Origin of the sequence: Aliiglaciecola sp. 2_MG-2023 (assembly GCF_030548145.1) — a bacterium.
In the GTDB taxonomy this organism is placed as follows: Bacteria; Pseudomonadota; Gammaproteobacteria; order Enterobacterales; family Alteromonadaceae; genus Aliiglaciecola; species Aliiglaciecola lipolytica_A.
In genome coordinates this window covers 110,038-130,074 of record NZ_JAUORY010000011.1, presented here as the reverse complement: position 1 = coordinate 130,074, position 20,037 = coordinate 110,038, and the positions used below count along the sequence as shown (strand labels likewise).

Here is a 20,037-nt window from a genome sequence, read left to right as displayed (position 1 = left end):
GTAAATTAAAGCATAAATCTTAGGTATAAAAAAAGACGCCATAAAAATGACGTCTTTATCATATCACTTATTTTTCAATTAACTGGTTAAGTCATCGAAGAATTTCTTCACACCATCGAAAAAACCTTTCTCTTTTGGACGGTATTTAGCTGCTTCGTCGCCTTTACCCATGGAATTATTTAATTCCTGCAACAATTCTTTTTGTTTGCTGTTCAGGTTCACCGGTGTTTCCACAACTACGCGGCACATCAAGTCACCAACACTACCGCTTCGTACCGACTTCACCCCTTTACCACGTAAACGGAAAAGCTTACCGGTTTGAGTTTCAGGCGTGATTTTCAGCTTAACCTTGCCATCCAAAGTGGGCACTTCAATGTCACCACCAAGGGCTGCAACAGTAAAACTTAGCGGCACTTCACAGTACAGGTTATTGCTATCTCTGGTAAAGATATTGTGTTCACGAACATGCACCTGAACATATAAATCACCAGGAGGTGCACCGCTTTCTCCCGCTTCACCTTCACCAGTTAAACGAATACGATCTCCGGTATCAACGCCCGCTGGTACTTTAACCGATAAGGTTTTCGTTTTCTCCGTGCGACCATGACCATGACATTCACGACAAGGATCGGAAATAATTTGGCCACGACCAGAACAGGTAGGACAGGTTTGCTGCACAGCAAAAAAGCCCTGACGCATTTGCACTTGTCCATTACCATGACAGGTAGGGCAAGTCGTTGGTTTAGTGCCTTTTTTCGCACCAGTGCCATCACAAGGCTCACAGGCAACCAAGGTAGGTACTTTTATCTCGACACTCTTACCGCGAACCGCTTCTTCAAGGCTAAGTTCCAAATTATATCGTAAGTCGGAACCTTGACGCGCTCTTGACTGACGCCCTCCACGGCCGCCGCCACCAAATATATCGCCGAATACATCACCAAAAATATCGCCAAAATCAGCGCCGCCACCGAAGCCAGCGCCACCTCGGTTAGGATCAACACCAGCGTGACCATACTGATCATAAGCAGCACGTTTTTGCGAATCGGTTAGGATTTCGTGGGCCTCTTGCACCTCTTTAAATTTTTCTTCCATGCCTTTATCACCCTTGGTTCTATCAGGGTGAAATTTCATGGCGAGGCGTTTGTATGCCTTTTTAATTTCGCGCTCGTCAGCACTTTTGCTAACACCAAGCACTTCATAATAGTCTCGCTTCGACATATCGCTTGTTTATCCTTTTTGATGACAAACACAATTTACCGTGTTTGAACTTGAGCAACGTTAGATGCCCTGTTAATTCGGGCTTTATCCCCTTGTCACCTAAACGCGCTATTAAGTAACAAGGGGATAACACTTAAAAGGCGCAGAAAGGTTATTTCTGCGCCTATTTTTATCAATTACCTGCCAATTACGACAGGTTAAGACGCTTATTTCTTATCGTCTTTCACTTCTTCGAACTCAGCATCAACAACATCGTCTTCAGCTGTCGCATTTTCTGTTTGCGGTTGTTCTGCACCAGCAGCAGCGCCTTCAGCAGCAGCTTTAGCTTGAGCAATTTCCATCAACTTAGCAGAAGCTTGAATCAATTCTTGAGTCTTGGCTTCAATTTCCGCTTTGTCTTCACTCTTAACAGCTGCTTCAAGTGCTTCAATTGCAGTTTCGATGGTTGCTTTGTCTTCCGCTGGTAAGTCGTCACCGGCTTCTTCAATTTGCTTTTTGGTACCGTGGATCATTGCATCAGCTTGATTACGTGTTTGTACCATTTCTTCAAATTTCGCATCAGCATCTTTATTTGCTTCTGCGTCAGCTACCATTTTTTCAACTTCAGATTCACTCAAACCAGAAGAAGCTTGGATAGTGATTTTCTGCTCTTTACCGGTATCTTTATCTTTGGCAGATACATGTAAAATACCATCAGCATCAATATCGAAAGTTACTTCAATTTGAGGAGCGCCACGTTGTGCTGGACGAATACCTTCTAGGTTAAATTGACCTAGAGATTTATTGCCAGACGCTTGCTTACGCTCACCCTGTAATACGTGTACAGTTACAGCAGACTGATTATCTTCTGCAGTTGAGAAAGTCTGAGATTTCTTAGTAGGAATCGTAGAGTTTTTCTCAATCAATGCAGTCATAACACCGCCCATTGTTTCGATACCAAGAGACAATGGTGTAACGTCTAGCAACAATACATCTGTAACATCACCGGCTAAAACACCACCTTGAATCGCAGCACCTGCGGCAACAGCTTCATCAGGGTTAACATCTTTACGCGGCTCTTTACCGAAGAATTCAGTTACATATTTTTGTACTAGTGGCATACGAGTCTGACCACCAACTAAAATAATGTCGTTGATATCGCTAACGGATAAATCAGCATCGGCCAAAGCCTGCTTCACTGGTTCAAGAGAAGCTTTTACCATATCTTCAACCAATGACTCTAACTTAGCACGCGTTACTTTAATAGTAAGGTGCTTAGGACCAGACGCATCAGCAGTGATGTATGGCAAGTTAACTTCTGTTTGTTGTGCAGAAGATAATTCAATTTTAGCTTTTTCACCGGCTTCTTTTAGACGTTGCATTGCAAGTGGATCTTTACGTAAATCTACGCCTTGATCTTTCTTGAATTCGTCAACTAGGTAGTTGATTACACGGTTATCGAAATCTTCACCACCTAGGTGAGTATCACCGTTAGTCGCTAGTACTTCAAATGTGTGCTCGCCTTCAACTTCATCAATCTCAATGATTGAGATATCGAAAGTACCACCACCAAGGTCATAAACAGCAACGACGTTATCACCTTTTTTCTTGTCCATACCGTATGCTAGAGCAGCGGCAGTTGGCTCGTTGATGATACGTTTAACTTCTAGACCGGCAATTTTACCTGCATCTTTAGTTGCTTGACGTTGTGAATCATTAAAATAAGCAGGAACAGTGATAACCGCTTCGGTGACTTTTTCACCCAAGTAATCTTCTGCTGTCTTTTTCATTTTTTTCAGTACTTCAGCTGAGATTTGTGGCGGAGCCAATTTCTCACCCTTAACTTCAACCCATGCATCACCATTATCAGCTTTAGTGATAGTAAATGGCATGATGTCGATGTCACGTTGTACTTCTTTATCTTCCCAACGACGACCTATAAGACGCTTAATTGCGTATAAAGTGTTTTGTGGGTTAGTCACTGCTTGACGTTTAGCAGGTGCGCCTACCAAAGTTTCGCCGTCGTTACTGTATGCGATGATAGATGGCGTTGTGCGATCACCTTCCGCATTCTCAAGAATTTTAACTTTGTCGCCTTCTAAAACTGCGACACATGAATTTGTTGTACCTAAGTCGATACCAATGATCTTACCCATTAGCGTGTCTCCATTAAAAAATTATTAAAACTAAGTCTTATCATTTGTGGGGTTATTCTGATTTTTTTCAATGTTAAATGTAAAAAAATCTCCACAAAAACTCTTATGCTTCGATGTCAACGCCACCTTCAGCGGCTCTAGAAACCATTACCATCGCAGGACGTAGCAACCGACCGTTAATTTCATAGCCTTTTTGCATGACAGCCATCACCGTATTAGGAGGTAGCTCTGCATTTTCTTGCATCGACATTGCCTGATGCAATTCTGGATTGAAGGGTTCTCCTTGCGGATCTATCACTTTCAAGCCAAATTTTTCTACTGTGCTTACGAATGACTTAAGGGTGATATCCACACCTTCAATCATAGGTTTAAGCGATTCGTTATCCGGATCAGCCAACTGAATAGCTCGCTCCAAATTGTCTGCTACAGGTAAAAGCTCTCCTGCAAAACGCTCTAAAGCGAATTTACGCGCTTTTTCTACTTCGCCTTCTGCGCGGCGACGAGCATTTTCCATTTCAGCTTTAGCGCGCAAAACCGAATCTCTTTGCTCGTTTACAGTCGCTTCTGCTTTAGCTAATGCTTCTTGTAACTTTGCAATTGTTTGTTCGGAATCACCGGCATCGGCATTTTCAGCCGCTTGCTCAACTTCAGCTTGTTCCGCTTGGTTGAATTCAGGTTGTTCCTGTTGATTATCATCTGTTGGCTGTTGCTCTTTGCTCATGCCTTACTCCATCGCCTTTTTCACTTAACTTAATCGGATTAACTTCGAGTTGCGTTATTAATGGGGTTTGTTTAAACGGCTTCAAGGGCAAAGACCCCAGTTTTTTTAATGAAATAGAAAAAACATTTCCAATTGGAATTAAAAGCAATCGGTTTTATAGTGAGTTTGGCTGAAAAAACTAATTAAATTTCAACTAATAGCCGCTGCAAAAGGATATGTACTAATCCATGTTTAGCCTTGTTTCCATGTCGACTGTCATTTTCATGTATTTGATCGCCTTGTTTTTGGTTGGTTATTTGGGCGATAAATATTTACGGCAGGGACGACAACATCCGATAATTTATAGTTTAGCCTTGGGCGTTCACTGCTCATCATGGGCGTTTTTTGGTACAACAACCCAAGCAACACAATACGGATGGGCGTTTGTACCAACTTATTTAGGCATTATATTAGTGATGCTCTTTGGTTTTGGTACGTTACGGAAAATAGCAGAAATATGCCAACGGAATAATATTAGTTCACTTGCCGATTTTATTGGTATGCAATACAACAGCGCAAATTTGCTAGCCGCAACAGTGTCGTTACTGTGTTTTATTGGTGTGGTGCCCTACGTGGCTTTGCAGCTCGATTCGGTAGTTGACAGCTTGACACTATTAACTAATGAATCCTCCACCAGTATGGGATTGTATGTCGCAATAGTGCTTGCCATATTAGCTATTTTTTTAGGGGCTCGCTCGTTTGACTTAACCGATAAAAAGCCCGGATTAATGCTAACCGTGGCGTTTGCCTCATCTTTGAAACTTATTGCTCTGAGTTTTGTTGGAATTTTCGTTTGTTATGAGTTATTTAACGGCGTATTCGACTTAATGGGTAAAGCTCAGTTATCGACTGAAGCCCAACAGGTTTTACATACCAACTCAGGGGGTTGGGTGTATGTCAGTCATGTTCTATTAGGCATATGCGCGATGTTTTGTCTGCCGAGGCAATTTCATGTGAACTTTGTGGAATACAAATCAAAAAATGAGCTCAATACTGCCAGGTGGTTATTCCCATTGTTTTTACTGGGGATGGGATTGTTTGTAATGCCTATCGGCCTAGCAGGCCACATAATTTTTGATCAACAAGATATTTCCACAGATATCTATGCGCTGGCACTGCCACTGAATTCAAATAGCGCGATTACAACATTGGTGAGTTTTATTGGCGGGTTAGCCGCCGCAACCAGTATGGTGGTCGTAGCCACCTTAGCTGTTGGGATAATGATTTCTAACAACCTAATTACGCCTGCTTGGGTCAAATTCAAATTAATTAATCACAAACAGAATAATTTAAGTCCCGCCATCATTTTGTTTATTCGACGGCTAACTATCGCTTCGGTATTAGCCGTCTCCTACTTTTATCATAAAGATATGAGTTCAGGCTCCCCGCTGGTCAACAGCGGCATAATTGCCATGGCACTATTGGCGCAAACATTTCCGATGATGATTCTGAGCCTTTATTGGCAAAAATCGAGTAAATTAGCTGCCTATGTTGGGCTTTTAGTTGGCGCTGCAGGTTGGTTTTATTGGTTGCTTTGGCCCAGTATTACCTCAAGTTACTATTTTGATCCTACGCCAACAGATTTGGAATTAGGACGAGGATTTATATTTAGTTTATTAGCCAATGGCATTTGCTTTGGGCTGATCACTTGGTTTTTCCGCTCTGCCCCACAGAGTCAACAAAATAGTCCTAAGAATAGTTTCCCACAGAAACAACCGATTAAATTGTCTAAGTTACTAGCACTGACACAAAATGTGCTCAATCAAGATGAACTTGATGGAATCAAAAATAAACTAGGTGATGCGGCACAAAGCAGTTATGCCAGTATCAATATTGTCGAATCGGTGGAAAGTATGTTGGCGGCTAAAATAGGCGGCGCAAGTTCAAGAATATTAATTTCAGCCATAGCAGAAAAAGATGAAGTTCCTCTGACAGAATTAGTCGAATGGGTGGAAGAAGCCGCGCAAACCTTTCAATTTAATCACGAGATTCTACAATCCAGTGTTGAGCATATCCAGCAAGGTATCAGTGTTATCGACCCAGATCTGAAATTGATAGCGTGGAATCAACGATATATACAAATGTTCGACTACCCTGAAGGTTACATACATGCCGGTATCTCAATGCGCAAAATTCTGGCGTTTAATGCCCAGCGGGGATTGTTTGGTAGTTTAGACAATCCGCAGCAGGAAATAGACAAAAGGATCGAATATATTAAACAAGGCAGTATTTATAAATATGTTCGTAAACAACCCAATGGTCAGGTGATTGAACTCAATGGTGGCCCACTTCCTGGAGGTGGATTTGTTACCACCTACAGCGATATTACAGAATATATGGAAATTCAACAGCAATTAGAATTAGCCAAATCGCAATTGGAAAAGCGAGTGGATCTGCGCACTGAAGAACTGAAACATTCCAATCTAGCGTTAACCAAAGCCAAACTGCTTGCTGAAAGAGCAAATGAGAGTAAAACGAAGTTCTTAGCTGCTGCAGGACATGACTTAATGCAACCTTTCAATGCGGCAAGTTTATTTGGTGAGCTAATACAGCAAAAATCTAACGAACCGGAAATAAAACTATTAAGCCAATCATTAAATGATTCTATTAACAATGCAGAAGAGCTACTTTCATTGCTTTTAGACATGACAAAACTAGAATCTGGGGTACTTGAATCCCATATTCAAGAGTTCCCCATTGATGATGTTTTATCGCCTTTATTCAACGATTTTAATCTGATCGCGCAACGAAAAAACTTGAATTTGATTTACGTGCACAGCAGCGCTGTTGTAATTTCAGATAAAAAACTACTTAAGCGTATTATTCAAAACCTATTATCTAACGCAATCCGATATACCCAAGCGGGAAAAATTCTGATCGGATGCCGTCGCAGCAAAAACCAGATTAAAGTGTGCGTATTGGACACCGGACCAGGTATTTCGAGCACTGACCAAGGTTATATTTTTGAAGAATTTAAACAGTTAGATAAAACCAATATTCAGCAAGGCTTAGGGTTAGGACTGACAATAGTCGATCGTATTTCGTCACTGCTGAATCACCCTATTCAACTGCAATCGCAGATTGGCAGAGGCAGTAACTTTTCTGTCTCTTTACCTCTTAGCAAACAACGAAAAAGCCGAGTTAAATCTACCGATACTGGGTTGGCAAAAACCGAGATTTTGCATGGTAGAACCGTATTATTGGCCGAAAACGATCCGCAAACTCGCGAGGCTGTCGTTCAGTTATTAGAGAGCTGGGAAGCTAACGTCGTCAGTGTTGAGAGCCTAGAGGATGTTGAAAAAATAGAGCAAAACATAGACCTCATGCTGTTAGATTTTCACTTAGATAACCAGTTAACAGGGTTAGACATCGCCAACCGTCTTAGGAATAAACTGCAATACAATATTCCAGGCATCCTAAACTCTTCCGATCGCAGTGACATTATGCGAGAAAATGCGCAAAAAGCGGACCTTATGTTTTTACCTAAACCCCTAAAAAGTGCCGCGTTAAAACGAATGTTACGAAAAATTGGCTGGGCTAAAATCGAATAAAATCGCGTGGTAATTAAGATACGAAAAAGTCGCTTGGCGTTAACAAAATAACTTGAATTAGTCCTAACTTAAACTGACAGTCGCAGCGAAAAGCGGACATTGAAAGGACTAATTAACAATGTCTGCTGATACGATATACTGTGTTAGTTTCGCCTTACGGCAAATGCTAGCCAACTACGGACTCAGACTGTATCAAATCTCAGGCAATAAAAAGCCCACCTAAGTGGGCCAGTGGATGAAGAGTTCTGTTTACGCCTTTTTGCGGCGTGAGCAGCCAAGTCCCAGAAGGCCAAGCCCGAAGAGAGCGAGTGTAGCAGGGACTGGCACTGGTTGCGCCGGCGAACTTCCAATTGTCAAGTCACGTGTCAAAATGTAACCGCCACTGATACGGAAAAAGCTAATATCTGCCTCTGCCCGTTGTATGCCACGGAAAGCGCCACCATTTGTCGCACCGGGCGTCGATATCGCAGCTAGCGTGTGTAAATCATAAGTTTCAAGCACAGCCATATCAAACCCGAGCGCTTCAATGATAGGATTATTTCCATACGGCAACCCAGAATCAAGTACAGCATAATTCATGAATCCACCGACGAATCCGAACAATCCACCAAGATCAAAGGTAATCGTGCTGCTTGGGCTATTGGTTGCAACCCAAGAAGAATTCCAACTCCCATTAGTTGCAAGACCGTAAGGTGCGTCACCGTAATAGAACTGAGGATCACCTGAGATACTGATCCCATCGACAACCACTGGACCTGCCGAACTGTTAACTCCAGTTTGAGTGAACGCCGTTGTAGTGCCATTTCCCGGATCTACAGTAATAAGCGTAGCTTGAGAGGCGCCAGCAATAAAAAAGCTAAGCAGTAATAACATTGGAGTGTATTTCGATTTCATTCTCTGTCTCTTATAATTGCGTCATTTCCCTTTGAGCTAGTAAAACCAATGCCAAGATATTTATCCAATAAATATCAATAACTTACAAAAAACTCTCTTTATCTCAATGATTTTTGTAAAAAGTCTTGACACTCCTGCGTCAGATATTTCCCACAATCCCTGCAGAAGTGTTAATTTGCATTATGACTGATTGGTTTAGCATCACCTCGATTTAAGAAAAAAATCTTAATGCTACTGACTTAGTATCAAAATTAATTGGCGAAGACGATATGTCTTAATTTATAGTAACCAAACGATATAACCCAATGTTGTCAATAATCATCAAGAAGCATCTTCCAATTAGCTTGATACTTTTTTTTGCTTACAAAGCAACGTTATTCGACGGATGTGATTTTCTAATGTTCGTTTTGACATCATGATTTTTGGCATGTATTGAGTATAGTTTAACGGCCGGTTATGGCTCATTTCTAACTATCAGATTAGGTCAAAGCATTTGACCATAAATACCAGATCGAGTCTTAGCTACTACAAATAACTTATTTCAAGAAGATATTCTTGCCCCGATCACACACCCATTTGGTTGACCGCGGCTAGTGAGTATTAGCAAATGGATCAGTTGATTATCTGCTAATGTAAACCAAGCTCTTGTTGTTTTGTTTTGCTTAACCCTTTCGAGACTAAGCGATAAGATTCAATTAGGTAATATTCTAACTCTTCGTTACTGTGTGAGTCGGATTCAATTTGTTGAATCCACTTCATACCTCGATTGGCGAAATAAGGGGCTGGAATGTATCCTTGCCGTTCGCACAAAAAATAATAGTTTTGTTCAGAAGTTTTGAAAGTAAACGCAGGTTTTTTATCTTTACTCCAGCCACCAATAGCAAATACTTTTCCGCCAACTTTCCACACATGTGAATTGCCCCATTGCATAACATAGGTCGTTGCTTTGAGTGCGCCACAAAAATGATTAAACTCGTCGTAATTCATATTGATTATTTAGGTTCACCGTTTAAAATAATGCTCAACAGCCAGTTAATCTTCGGCAATCAAAGAAAATATCACACTTGATTCATAAGCTGTTTAAATAACACCCCTGCTTGAGTTCGATTATTTAGCTTTAGCTTTTTAAGAATGGCTGAACCATGCTGTTTTATGGTGGTTTCTTTAATGCCTAGTTCATAAGCTATCTGTTTATTTAACAGGCCATCAGCCATCATTTTAAGTACCACAAATTGTTGTGGTGTTAATTGTTCTAAATTTTTCGCAAATTCAGACTCTTCGGCGGGTAACTTTGCTTCAACCTGAGCAATCAGATGTTCTGGCAACCATTGCAGGCCATCCAATACTTGTTCGATGGCATTCGCAATTTCAGACAATGAACTGGATTTTGGAATAAACCCACTGGCTCCCAAATTAATCGCTTTTTGGATAATAAGTGGTTTTTCCTCACCTGAAACAATCACCACTAACACATCAGGATGCAACAAGCGGATTTGGCTCAATCCAAATAAACCGTCATTGCCAGGCATATTCAAATCCAAAAATACCAATTCAATTTGGGGATCATGATTTAATGCCGACAAGGTTTCTTGCAAGGTTGAGGTTTCAGTGATGTCGTCATCCAATAGCGCACTCACAGCCTGCTTAAGGGCAATGCGAAATAACGGATGATCATCGGCGATAAGCGCTTTAACTGACATAATGAATGATTTTACAAGACTACTATGACTGGCAGCATATGAAAGGTTACTGCCAAGCTCAAGTTATATTAATAATAAAAACAAAAAAAGGGCGACCAAGTCGCCCCTTGGGAACAACACAAAGTGCCGTTAGAAAGTGTAACCTACTGTTAGGTGAACAGTACGGGGATCGCCGTAATAACCGATTAACGTTGTATCACCACCTAAGCCAGGTAATAATTCACCATCGGCAGTTCGGCCACCGGTAAAGTTGTAACCACCCACTCGATATTCTTCGTCAGTCAGGTTCTTCGCATGCAATCCAGCAGTCCATTGACCATCATCGCTATACCAATTTAAGCTTAAGTTAACTAATCCATAACCTTCTTGACGTAACAATTCATCAGGTGATTCGAATAATTCGTAATCATCGCGATAGTAATAGTTACCATTGAAAACGAAGTCACCCATATCAGTGGTAAACTCGTATTTCACACCCGCATTAAAGGTAAAGTCAGGAGTATTTGAAATCACAAAATTATCAGATAAATCAATGGGGTTACCCGCTGCATCTACCGAGAAAACTTCAGTGAATTCTGCATCAATTGTACCTAATGCACTGGTGAAGGTTAGCCCTTCGGTGACAATATAAGTAAGTTCAATTTCAAGACCATTCGCATCAGACTCCCCTACATTAGCGATTCGTTGTGTAGGCTCCGCTAAATCGTCCGAAGGTACATTTACAACATACTGTCTGTCGGTGTAATCCAATCTAAATAAAGTAGCGTTAAGTCTAAATGAATCGGTTACGTCACTTTTCATACCGATTTCATAAGAATCGACTATCTCAGGCGCAGCTGCTGGTTGGAAGAAAGTCGCGCGAGGGTTGTACATTCCAGATTTGAAACCTTGTGAGTAACTTCCAAAGAACATGGTTGAGTCAGTCAAGGCATATTCCAAACCAAGTCTGGGGGTTAAACGAGACCAAGTTTCAGTATCATCAATCACCACATTCGGCGCATAATCAGGTCTGACATAGCCATCAACCCAATCAGAGTTTGGATAAGCTTGGCCCAGTCTTGTGCCCGCTTCCACTACACCGTGTTTTTCGTCTTTGGTGTAACGAAGCCCTACTGTGGTAGATAGTTTATCGGTTATGTCGTAAGACATTTGTCCGTACAAAGCTAAGCTTTTGGTATCTGTACAACCACTTTGCTCGATTGAAATTCCAAATGCCATTAAGTAAGCATCGTATATTCCACAAGCTTCTGCATCATAATAATAAGCGCCAGATACGAAGGTAATGTCATCACCAACATAGTTAAGTTGGAATTCTTGGGAGATCTGTTCATCGGTATAAGTTGCTGGCGTATCAAAAATACCTAGCGGCGTGCTGTCAAAATCGATATTGGTTGGCGAGTCACCTTCACGACTAGCAGTAACCGATTTAAATGCCCAACTATCGTTGATGTCCCACTCAACCGTTAAGCTCATGCCTTCGGTTTCAACTTTGTTCCAGGTAGGCAAACTTGAATATGAATCGTAAACACTATCAGGTTGCGGAGCATCCGTTAGGATACTATCTGACAATCTGTAGCCACCTTTGGCATTTGACTCGTCTTTGGTCTTGTCATAGTTAAAGCGAACAAATACGTCCTCGTTTGCTTGGTACTCCAAGGTAAAACGTGCAGCCTGAACATCTTTATTATAGTTTTCAGTATCTTGACCTTCTGGCGCAACAAGAAATTCACCAAAACCATCACGATTTAACGTTGCAACCGCAAAACCAAAGAATAAGTTGTCAGTGATAGGGATTTGCCCCATTACTTTTAAGTCTTTTTGTGAGTAACTTCCCACTGTCGCATTCACGGACAGTTCAGTATCACCGGTCATTTTCTTGGTAACGTATTTAATCGCGCCACCAATTGTATTTTTTCCGTATAAAGTACCTTGAGGCCCACGAAGAACTTCCACTCGTTCCAAATCGAACAAATCTAAAACTGCGCCTTGGGGTCTAGAAATGTAGACATCATCTACGTAAACACCAACACCTGGTTCAAAACCCCAAACAGGATCTTGTTGCCCCACACCACGAATAAATGCAGTTAATGTAGAGTTCGTTCCGCGACTCACTTGTAAAGTTGTATTGGGTGATTGCTGTTGGATCTCAGTCATCACTGACATCCCTTTTTCCATTAATTCTGTGGCACCTAATGAGGTAACAGAAACAGGGACTTCTTGTAGACTTTCAACCGTTTTACGAGCAGTAACTTCTATTCTTTCTAAACCACCTTTAGATTCTTCTTGTGCCGCTACTTGCCCTGAAAGACAAGATAAAGCAACAGCTGATGCGAGTGTCGAAAGTTTTAAAAACTTTCCCTTTTGAACGATAGATTGTGTGTGTGTGTGTTTCATAGAGTGTCCTTCTTACACAGTTTCTTTTTATACAATTATTCGATTCGCTGCGGTCACAGTGACAGTGTGATTACTCTAATCTACTTCAAAATATTTTACCTTAGTACCATAGTACTATGTCCCAAAAGGTAAAAAAGATTAACACTATATACCGCGCTCAAAACTGTATTTAGATACACGAAAGAGCGAAATGATATGACTCTCTGCGGTCACAGATTTTTGTATCATTAAAAAAAGGGAATAAAAATGCTGAGTCTAATTGGCTTAATCGGCGGCTTATTTTTGCTCATAGTCTTGACTATTAGAGGCATGAATCTTTTTATTGCAGCCCCTCTATGTGCTCTAATTGTTGCGTTAACGAGTGGTTTACCTGTCTTTATCGGCGATACCAATTTTGTAGAAACCTATATGTCGGGTTTTTCTGGATTCGTAGCAAACTGGTTCTTCATGTTCTTATTGGGAAGCCTGTTCGGTAAATTCATGGAAGATACTGGCGCAGCTGATGCTGTGGCAAAGGCAATTATTGGGCGCTTGGGTAAACAACATGCGGTAGCCGCAGTGGTCATTGCCTGTGCAATCCTAACCTATGGTGGGGTGAGCGTTTTTGTCGTGGCATTCTCTGTTTACCCCATGGCTTTGAGTCTGTTTAAAGACGCCAACTTACCAAGACGATTCATTCCTGCGGCACTGGCTTTTGGCTCTGTTACGTTCACTATGACATCAGCAGGCTCACCCGAAATACAAAATTGGATCCCGATAAAATATTTAGGTACATCCCCTTTTGCTGCATGGGAAGTCAGTTTAGTGGTGGCAATTTTCATGGCGACATTGGGATTCTGGTGGATCAGAAGAATGATGAACAAAGCGTTAGCCGCCGGTGAACGATTTGAAAGCAAAGATCACGACCCTAAAATTTCAGAACGAGATTACCCTCATTGGGTCACAGGTTTAATCCCCTTGTTGGTGGTACTGGTTTTATCCTATACCTTCCATGAATCGTTACAACAAATGGCGCTGATCGTTGCGTTAGGTGGCGGAGTATTAACCTTGATGATAATCAATTTCAAATACTTCCATAACCTAACCGCAGCAGTTGGCGTGGGTACAACAGGTGCGCTTATCGCCATTGGTAACACCGCAGCAGTGGTTGGTTTCGGCACTATTGCTAAATCTACCGAAGCCTTTCAAACAGCAGTGGAAGTCATGACTCAAATTCCAGGAAACGAATTAATAGGCGCAGCGATTGCGGTTAGTGTTATCGCAGGCTTAACCGGTTCGGCTTCAGGAGGACAAGCAATAGCGTTACCTTTAGTTGGGCCACACTACATGGATCAAGGTGTCGATCCTGAGCAGTTACATAGAATCGTTTCAATCTCTTCTGGTGCGTTGGATTCACTGCCCCATAACGGTTATGTTGTAACAACCATTCGAGGCATTTGTCATGAAACACATCAACGTGCTTATTGGGCAGTAGGTGCATTGACGGTGGTTATTCCACTAATTGGATTAAGTTTAGCCATCGGACTGTTTACTTTCTTTTAAATTTGTAAGTGGATATGAGGAGAATAGAGTTGAGATTACATCCTACCATCTGGCTAAAAGTCTGTTTTTTGCTGGTATGTTTAAGCATGCAATCGGCTTGTGCGAATACCCAAAGTAGCGCAGCCAATGTGGTCAGTTCTGCTGAGGTTGAACCTTTACCTTTGGTTCAAAAAAAGTCATTTACGACTAAAAACTTCCAGACATTTGGCGGAAAAAGTATTGAAACGGTCACTGTAGGTTGGGAAAGTTATGGCCGCCTGAACCCCAACAAAGACAACGTAATATTAATAACTCACTATTTTACCGGCAACTCCCATGCTGCCGGAAAGTATCAACACAGTGATAGCGCAGCGGGATATTGGGACGCCATCATTGGCCCAGGTAAAGCCATTGATACCAATCGTTTTTATGTTGTAAGTGTAGATAGCCTAGCCAATTTAGGTGCCCATGATCCCAATGTGATCACAACCGGCCCGGCCTCAATGAATCCAAAAACAGGTCAGCCATACGGTCTTGATTTCCCGGTAGTAACCATTCGTGATTTTGTAAACGTCCAGAAACAATTGCTAACGTCGTTGGGAATTTCAAAATTATATGCCGTAGCAGGTCCCTCTATGGGCTCAATGCAAGCTCTGGATTGGGCAGTTGCTTATCCTGACTGGGTAGAACGAATGATATCGGTTATCGGTTCAGGTGAAGCAGACGCATGGACATCGGCTAAACTCGAACATTGGTCGACACCCATCAAATTGGATAAAAACTGGCAGCAGGGAAATTATTATTCTGGCCTGCCGCCAACAGACGGATTAGTGGCCTCTTTAATGCTAATAACCCAAGATGCACTCTACCCTGATTTTTTTAATCAAGTTGGACAATCTATTGATTTTTCCCCATCCGAAGTAGCGCCACTTGAAGATATTCGACAATCACCAAGCATCGTTAATTGGTTGCGAGCAAGGGCTGAGGCACGGGCGGAGGCGATGGATGCAAACCACCTATTGTATTTAGTTCGAGCCTGTCAGTTGTACATTGCTGGCCACCAAGGTGATTTAAAGAATGCGCTAAAAAAAGTTAAGGCAAAAACCTTATTTTTACCGGCAGCCACAGATCTTTTATTGATGCCATATAATTTGCAGGCTACACATCAAATGCTATTGGATAATGGTAAAGACAGTCAGTTATCGATTTTGCCGGGAACCTTAGGGCACTTAGAAGGTGTCACAGGTATTACTAATCACGCCGCGCTAATCCAATCTTTTTTAAATAACTAGGTTAACAAGCATATGAGAAAATTACGTAATTTGGCTATCTGTATGGGATTAACCACTAGCCTGTCCATTAACGCCGTTGTTAATGCCGAGACTGTAGAATTGGATTTAGATATTGACAAGATCACTGTGTCAGGGCTATCTAGCGGTGGTTATATGGCAAATCAGTTTCACATTGCTTATTCTGATTGGGTAAAAGGTGCCGCCATTATTGCAGCTGGCCCCTATTATTGCGCTCAAGGAAGTATCACTACCGCGCTATCTGAATGTGTTAACAAACAATCCGCAGAATTCTCGCTGGATGTATTAACAAACCAACTAAGCCAATATGCAGAACAAGGATTAATTGCCCCGTTATCTCATTTACAAGACAGTAAAGTTTGGTTACTACATGGCAAATTAGACGCAAAAATCTCGCCCCCAGTAGCCAATGCCCTTTATCAGCAATATCAAGGGTTAGTTAAAGACGAAAACCTAACTTATATAAAAGATAAACCTTTTGCCCATCACTTCCCTACCCTGGCAACGGGATCTTCTTGTGATACCTCAGAATCGCCCTTTTTAGGAAATTGTAACTACGATGCAGCGGGTGAGTTGCTTAATTTTTTATACCCAGATTTAACGGCACCTTCAGCTGCATCTAGTGGCCAGATCAAACAAATTGACCAACATGAATTAGGCGGAGATCCTGCCGAAAGTATGGCCGAGAAAGGTTTTGTATATGTGCCTAAGAGCTGTGCACAAGGTGAAGAGTGTCAAGTGCATGTGAACTTTCACGGATGCAATCAAAATGCTCAAACTATTGGTCAAGATTATATCAAAAACAACGGTTTGAACCGTTGGGCTGATAATAATCAGTTAATCATTTTATATCCTCAAACAACTACATCAATGATGCTTCCAATGAACCCTCAAGGATGTTGGGATTGGTGGGGGTACACTGACAAAAATTATGCTACAGCCCAAGGAAAACAACTCAAAGCTGTTACAAATATCGTGAAATCACTTGCCGTTCAATCGAAATCTAAAGGATAAAAAATGCAAAATAAAACCATATTAATCACCGGCGCTGCAAGTGGGATTGGCTTTGGTATAGGCCAATATTTAGGAAAAATGGGACATAAGATCATTGTTGCCGATATTAATGCCCAAGCCGCTCAAAATGCAGTTGATAAATTAGTTGCAGAGAATATTAATGCTCAGTCTGTTGAATTAGATGTGAGTGACGCCGCCCAGATAGAAGCGTTACCGGAAAAACTGTTGCCAGATACTGTCGATGTGCTGATCAACAACGCAGGCATCCAACATGTATCTCGTTTAGAAGATTTTCCCGCACAAAAATGGCAACAACTAATCAATATCATGCTTGTTGGCCCCGCACTATTAAGCAAAGCGTTTTTGCCCCATATGCGCGAACAAAATTACGGACGCATTATTAATGTTGGTTCCTTGCACTCGGTTGTCGCCTCCCCCTACAAATCCGCTTATGTCGCTGCCAAACACGGGTTATTGGGATTTGCTAAAACCTTAGCGCTAGAAACAGGTGATTGTGACGTGACGATCAACACCTTATGTCCAGGCTACGTTAAAACCCCTTTGGTCGAGCAACAAATTGCCGCCCAAGCAATAGAAAATGGGATCAGTGAAGAAGATGTTATCAATAAAATCATGCTTGAGCCTATGCCTAAAAAAGCCTTTATAGAAATTGAAGAACTGGCCAGCACAGCGGCTTTTTTAATCAGTGATGCCGCTAAAAATATGACCGCTCAAGCGCTAGTAATTGATGGAGGTTGGACCGCTCGGTAAACATTTATTGAGACAGTGTTAACTATCATGCTTGGTTTTCATTACTAAGCATGGTTATACTGAGTTTTTGAATTTAAATAGAAAGTTATGCCTTTTAAAACTATTGGTCTGATTGGAAAGCCTGCACATGAAGGTGCAAACAAGAGCCTTAACGCTATATTGCAATTCCTTAAACGAAAAGGATGTCGAATTCTTGTCGAAACAAAGGTTTCTGGCATGCTACAAGGAAATGGTTTTGAAACGGCTGAGTTAGAAAACATCGGCTTACAAGCAGATCTAGCCATTGTTGTGGGTGGTGATGGCAACATGTTAGGGGCTGCCAGAATACTGGCTAAACACGACGTAGCAGTGGTGGGTGTCAACCGTGGCAACCTTGGTTTCTTAACAGATATCCACCCAGACGATATAGATCGTCAGTTAACCTGTTTGTTCAATGGTGAGTTTGTCAGAGAACAGCGCTTTATTCTGCAAGTTGATGTATTTCGTGACGGTATACAACAAAGCTCCAATTCGGCTATTAATGAAGTCGTGCTGCATCACGGTAAAGTAGCCCATATGATGGAATTCGAAGTATACATTGACGATAACTTTGTTTTTAGTCAGCGCTCCGACGGACTCATTGTGGCCACACCCACAGGTTCCACAGCATACTCCCTGTCTGGTGGTGGCCCAATTCTCACACCTAACCTAGATGCCTTAACATTGGTGCCAATGTTCCCCCACACCTTGAGTAGTAGACCAATAGTGGTAGATGCCAATAGTGTAGTGAGAATGAAAGTGTCTAATGATAACACCGATAATCTACAAGTAAGTTGTGACAGTCACATTGCACTCACTGTGTTTCCTGGTGATGAAATCCATATCAAAAAAAATCAAGACAGATTGTCTCTGATCCATCCAAAAGATTATAACTACTTCAACGTTCTTCGCACCAAACTAGGCTGGGGTTCGAAACTCTATTAACTTTTAGCGTGCAAATAGCAATTCTACTTTACAACTAGAAATTTATGTATATATTTACAGTTACTGTATGTATAACCATGTGTTTGTTTTTATGTTAATTCACTTATCTGTACAAAATTTAGCAGTCGTAAAGTCATTAGACGTCGATTTTAAGCAAGGTCTTAGCGTTATTACCGGTGAAACCGGGGCTGGTAAGTCTATTGCTATTGATGCCCTTGGGTTATGTTTAGGTAATCGCGCCGATGCTGGTATGGTGCGACCTAGTTGCGACAAAGCGGATGTTTGTGCAACCTTTGATATAACAAATCTTCCAAAAGTTAAATCTTGGCTAAATGAGAATGACTTAAGTGAGCAAGAAACATCGGAAAACGAACATCAAGAGCTAATGATTCGACGCGTAGTTTCCTCTGAAGGCCGTTCAAAAGCCTATGTAAATGGTTATCCCGTTCCGGCACAACAACTCAGAAGTTTAGGCTTACAATTAATTAGCATTCATGGTCAACATGCCCATCAATTATTGCTTAAATCTGAAATTCAGAAGCAATTGGTCGATAATTTTGCAGAACATGGCAATTTAGTCAGTGATGTTAAGCAGCAATATGAATTACTTAACACTGCCCAGAAGCAAATGGCCGTGCTATTGGCTGGTACGCAAAAACGTTCAGATCGTCGAAATTTACTGCAATATCAGGTGCAAGAATTAGATGAATTCAATATCGCTGAAAATGAATTTATTGAACTGGAATTAGAGCATAAAAAATTAAGTAACAGCCAAGCTTTGTTAGAACAATCACAGAAGAGCTTTTATCAACTATATGATGCTGATGAAGGCAGCGCTTTAAATGCAGTGCAAAGTAGTATTGATATGCTCGGAGAATTGCAAGAGCATGATCCTGAATTAGCGCCTATCGTTACCATATTAAACGAAGCACTCATTAATATTGATGAAGCCTCTAGCCAATTGCGCGCCTATACTGACCGCTTAGAAATTGATCCCATGAGGATGCAACAAATTGAACAACGTTACTCTCAAGCGTTAGATTTGGCTAGAAAGCACGGTGTGCGTCCTGAAGGACTGTTTGAGCATCATCAACAATTGTCTACTGAGTTAGCCGAATTAGATAATCAAGACGAGTCTCTGGAGGAATTACAGGGCAAACTCACGGTATTACAACAAAATTATATCAGTGCAGCAGAAAAACTAAGCGCCAGTAGAAGCAAGGCAGGCAATAAATTAGCAAAATTGGTCGAACAACATATTCAAGAGATGAATATGTCGCAGGCAAAATTTTCTGTGTGCGTAGAATTTGATGCCGAACTTGCTCCCTCCCCCTCAGGTTTAGACAAAGTGAAGTTTTTAATTTCCACAAACCTAGGCATTAAAGCGGATACTTTAGAAAAAGTAGTCTCCGGTGGTGAACTTTCTAGAGTTGGTCTTGCCTTACAAGTGATTAGTGCCAAAGGTAACTTAATTCCAACTATGATTTTTGACGAAGTGGATACAGGTATCAGTGGACCCACGGCATCTGTAGTTGGAAAGTTATTGCGGAAACTCGGTCAAACAAGCCAAGTCATTTGTGTAACCCATTTACCGCAAGTAGCAGCAAGTGGTCATCAGCAAATGTTTGTGACTAAGTTTTCAGATAAAAAAACCACTGAAACACACATGATTTGTTTACAAGAAAATGAACGAATTGAGGAATTAGCTCGCCTACTAGCTGGGGACACTTTGACCAATTCAGCTATTGCTAATGCAAAAGAATTACTCAGCAGTTATCATTAGTCTCGATTAATTATTGATTGCAG

The 20,037-nt window shown here is 41.4% G+C and carries 14 protein-coding genes; 7 read left to right on the top strand and 7 right to left on the bottom strand.

Annotated elements, in window-relative coordinates:
• Nucleotides 1-78 precede the first annotated feature (78 nt).
• From dnaJ to grpE, 3 genes are all read right to left on the bottom strand, one after another.
• The gene (gene dnaJ / locus Q4567_RS13040) at nucleotides 79-1,218 is read right to left on the bottom strand and encodes a molecular chaperone DnaJ (RefSeq protein ID WP_216048444.1); all 1,140 of its coding nucleotides are present in this window, start codon (nucleotides 1,216-1,218) and stop codon (nucleotides 79-81) included.
• Nucleotides 1,219-1,424: 206 nt separating this feature from the next.
• Nucleotides 1,425-3,353, bottom strand: a complete 1,929-nt coding sequence (gene dnaK / locus Q4567_RS13035) for a molecular chaperone DnaK (protein WP_303500659.1) — start codon at nucleotides 3,351-3,353, stop codon at nucleotides 1,425-1,427.
• A gap of 103 nt (nucleotides 3,354-3,456) precedes the next feature.
• A complete protein-coding gene (grpE, locus tag Q4567_RS13030) occupies nucleotides 3,457-4,074 on the bottom strand; it encodes a nucleotide exchange factor GrpE (RefSeq protein WP_216048442.1) in 618 nt (205 codons plus the stop codon).
• 227 nt (nucleotides 4,075-4,301) lie between these two features.
• Between grpE and Q4567_RS13025 the strand changes: the two genes are divergently transcribed.
• On the top strand, nucleotides 4,302-7,664 hold the full coding sequence (locus Q4567_RS13025; RefSeq protein ID WP_303500658.1) for a PAS-domain containing protein: 3,363 nt from the start codon (nucleotides 4,302-4,304) through the stop codon (nucleotides 7,662-7,664).
• A 249-nt stretch (nucleotides 7,665-7,913) separates the two neighbouring features.
• Here the strand turns inward: Q4567_RS13025 and Q4567_RS13020 are convergent, their stop codons facing one another.
• The 4 genes from Q4567_RS13020 to Q4567_RS13005 all read right to left on the bottom strand — a co-directional run bounded on the left by Q4567_RS13020 (nucleotide 7,914) and on the right by Q4567_RS13005 (nucleotide 12,652).
• Nucleotides 7,914-8,558, bottom strand: a complete 645-nt coding sequence (locus tag Q4567_RS13020; protein ID WP_216048440.1) for a PEP-CTERM sorting domain-containing protein — start codon at nucleotides 8,556-8,558, stop codon at nucleotides 7,914-7,916.
• A gap of 627 nt (nucleotides 8,559-9,185) precedes the next feature.
• On the bottom strand, nucleotides 9,186-9,545 hold the full coding sequence (locus Q4567_RS13015) for an MmcQ/YjbR family DNA-binding protein (protein ID WP_216048439.1): 360 nt from the start codon (nucleotides 9,543-9,545) through the stop codon (nucleotides 9,186-9,188).
• 71 nt (nucleotides 9,546-9,616) lie between these two features.
• A complete protein-coding gene (locus Q4567_RS13010; RefSeq protein WP_216048438.1) occupies nucleotides 9,617-10,258 on the bottom strand; it encodes a response regulator transcription factor in 642 nt (213 codons plus the stop codon).
• Between the two features lie 129 nt (nucleotides 10,259-10,387).
• Nucleotides 10,388-12,652, bottom strand: a complete 2,265-nt coding sequence (locus tag Q4567_RS13005; RefSeq protein ID WP_216048437.1) for a TonB-dependent receptor — start codon at nucleotides 12,650-12,652, stop codon at nucleotides 10,388-10,390.
• 246 nt (nucleotides 12,653-12,898) lie between these two features.
• On the opposite strand from Q4567_RS13005, the gene Q4567_RS13000 reads away from it, so the two are divergent.
• The 6 genes from Q4567_RS13000 (at nucleotide 12,899) to recN (ending at nucleotide 20,014) form a co-directional block, all read left to right on the top strand.
• Complete coding sequence (locus tag Q4567_RS13000; protein WP_303500656.1) at nucleotides 12,899-14,194, top strand: GntP family permease; 1,296 nt, start codon at nucleotides 12,899-12,901, stop codon at nucleotides 14,192-14,194.
• Nucleotides 14,195-14,280: 86 nt separating this feature from the next.
• Entirely contained in the window at nucleotides 14,281-15,465 is a 1,185-nt protein-coding gene (locus Q4567_RS12995) for a homoserine O-acetyltransferase (protein WP_303500670.1), read from the top strand.
• A gap of 12 nt (nucleotides 15,466-15,477) precedes the next feature.
• Nucleotides 15,478-16,497: a PHB depolymerase family esterase gene (locus Q4567_RS12990; RefSeq protein ID WP_303500654.1), complete on the top strand. Its 1,020-nt coding sequence runs from the start codon at nucleotides 15,478-15,480 to the stop codon at nucleotides 16,495-16,497.
• Nucleotides 16,498-16,500: 3 nt separating this feature from the next.
• A complete protein-coding gene (locus Q4567_RS12985; protein ID WP_216048434.1) occupies nucleotides 16,501-17,268 on the top strand; it encodes a 3-hydroxybutyrate dehydrogenase in 768 nt (255 codons plus the stop codon).
• Between the two features lie 87 nt (nucleotides 17,269-17,355).
• A complete protein-coding gene (gene nadK / locus Q4567_RS12980; protein WP_216048433.1) occupies nucleotides 17,356-18,231 on the top strand; it encodes an NAD(+) kinase in 876 nt (291 codons plus the stop codon).
• 91 nt (nucleotides 18,232-18,322) lie between these two features.
• Complete coding sequence (recN, locus tag Q4567_RS12975; protein WP_216048432.1) at nucleotides 18,323-20,014, top strand: DNA repair protein RecN; 1,692 nt, start codon at nucleotides 18,323-18,325, stop codon at nucleotides 20,012-20,014.
• Nucleotides 20,015-20,037 lie beyond the last annotated feature (23 nt).